Consider the following 2,688-nt stretch of genomic DNA (forward strand, 5'->3'; position numbering starts at 1 on the left):
CATATTCCTACTCCTTAAAATTAAAACTATAAATATAATAACATACCAAATAAAGCTTAACAATTCTAAAAATTTAGGGTGAGCAAAAACTCACCCTAAATTTTTAACAGTTTATACTATTTTTTCTCTAATTTAGTAATTCCAATTCCTGTGGCAGCCCATATAAGAGCAAAAATTATTCCTAAATAATTTAATATTGCAAACGGAAGATAACTAAGTGTTGCTACTCCAAGCGTTGATGCCATATAAGCACCTGCAGCAGTCCAAGGAATTAAGCATTCAGTACAAGTAACTGAATCTTCCAAAGTTCTAGATAATACTTTGGGATGAAGGCCTTTTTTAATATAAGCCTCCTTAAATGCCTCACCAGGCATAAGTATTGAAACCTGACCGTTACTTGTAACACCAGTTGTAATAAGGCAAGTAACTATTGTAGATGCTACGAGCTTAAATACAGAAGTTACCTTACTTAAGAGTCCATCGACTAATACTGTTAAAGCTCCTGTTACAGTCATCGTTCCGGCAAAAGAAATAGCACATATAGCTATCAGTAAAGTATTCATCATGGCCATCATGCCACCTCTATGTAGTAATCTAATCAGCTCTTTTGGTACACTTTCAGCCTCAAATCCTACCATAGAAACATTAAAACCATTTATAGTTGCATTAACAATGTCTGATAAGTTAACATGTTGGAATACCTTAGCGTTAATTAATGCAAATGCAGATGCCACAAGCATTACAGGTATTGTAGGCTTTTTAGTAATAGAACCAGCTAAAACTATAATAATAGGTAGCAAAAGTAAAATATTCCAATTAAACATCTTATCAAGATTAGAAGTCATTATGCCAACCATTTCCGGCACTTTAGCACTACCTAAATTTCCAAGCTGTCCCATCACAAAATAAAATATTACTGCTACTATGGCTGAAGCTCCTGTAGTCCAAAGCTGATTATAAACATGTTCATAAAGGTCTACTCCACATACTGCTGAAGAAAGGTTTGTTGTATCTGAAAGAGGTGATAATTTATCCCCAAAATATGCTCCAGAAACAACTGCTCCCGCTACTAAGGCAAGATTGGCATTCATTCCTATAGCAACTCCCATAAAAGCAACTCCGATAGTTCCTGCAGAACCCCATGAAGTACCTGTTAATACCGATACAAGAGCAGCTATTATAAAAGCGGCCAATGCTAAATATTTAGGACTTATAACTTTTAAGCCATAATAAATTAGCATAGGTATTGTACCACCTGCCATTAATGAGCCTATCATAAATCCTACTACTACTAAAATTAGTAATGCTCCCCATATTTTAGTAATCTTAGCTGATATTTCACCAATAATTTCATCATAACTATAGCCTAATACTATTGCTTCAATTCCAGATATAATTGCCGCCAAAATCATAAGTGGCTCTGCCGGTAAATCAAATAAACCAATTCCTAGTCCAAGAATTAAAAGCATAGCTATGATTGGCAACAGTGCTTGTACAAATGTCGGTTTTTTCTTAATTTTCATAAAAATATTATCTCCCTTATAAATATTTTTTAATCCTTCCAAAAGCTTCTTCTAACAATACTCGTGGTGATGCCACATTTATTCTGAAAAATCCTACACCCTCAAATCCAAAAGAACTTCCAAGAGAAAAAGCAACATTAGCCTTCTCATACATTATTTCACTAAGGTCATCTTCACTAAGCCCTGTTTCTCTATAATCTACCCATATAAGATATGTACCTTCACCCTCAATTACCTTAAAGCCTTTTAATTCATTTTCAAAAAAATTCCTAGCATAAGATATATTATCTCTTATTACTTTTTTAGCAATACCGAGCCATTCATCTCCTAGCTCATAAGCTGCACAAACAGCCGGAATACAGAAATAGCTAGGATTATGGATACCTGCCTGTCTTAAATAAAGAATAAGCTCATTTCTTAATTTTTCATTTTTTATTATAATATTACTAGCTTCAAGACCAGGTATATTAAAAGTTTTTGATGGAGCCATTCCTATTATTATATTTTCATAGATATCAAAAAACTCTGCCATACTAATAAATTTTTTATCCCATACAAAATCTGCATGTACTTCATCAGAAAAGATTAGTACATTAAATTCTTTACATATTTTTACAATTTCTTCTAATTCTCCCTTATCCCATACCCTTCCAACAGGATTATGTGGAGATACCATTATAAGCATTTTAACACCATTTGATATTTTTTCTCTAAAATCATCAAAATCAATAAAATACTTACCATTTTTTAAAAGAAGCGAAGATGTAATAAGCTCTCTATTATTTACTCTTACTGCATTTTGAATTGGATCATAAAGCGGAGTAAATACCATTATCTTATCACTAGGTCTTGTATTATTTTGAATATATAATGATATTGCCTGTATTACTCTTGGAGAATAAACTATCCATTCCTTTTCAATGCTATAGTTATAATTATTTTCAATCCATCTTTTAGATGCTAAAAGATATCTTTCACTAACATTAGTATAACCATAAATACCATGTATAGCTACCTTTATAACCTCATTTTCAATCTCAGGTGCAACAGGAAAATCCATATCTGCAACAGTTAATGGAATAAGCTTTTCATTTCCTGTTTTTTCTATAATTTCATCCCATTTTGCACTATTTGTGTTTCTTCTTGAAACTATTTGATTAAACAT

The 2,688-nt window shown here is 32.2% G+C and carries 2 protein-coding genes; both read right to left on the reverse strand.

Going from position 1 to position 2,688, the window contains the following annotated elements; translation table 11 throughout:
* Positions 1-116 precede the first annotated feature (116 nt).
* Entirely contained in the window at positions 117-1,523 is a 1,407-nt protein-coding gene (gene nhaC, locus ACTTG8_RS10195) for a Na+/H+ antiporter NhaC (RefSeq protein ID WP_442561997.1), read from the reverse strand.
* Positions 1,524-1,539: 16 nt separating this feature from the next.
* A partial coding sequence (locus ACTTG8_RS10200) for a MalY/PatB family protein (RefSeq protein ID WP_442561998.1) occupies positions 1,540-2,688 on the reverse strand: 1,149 nt, incomplete at its 5' end.

It is taken from the genome of Catonella sp. (assembly GCF_052173895.1).
Classification (GTDB): Bacteria; Bacillota; Clostridia; order Lachnospirales; family Lachnospiraceae; genus Catonella.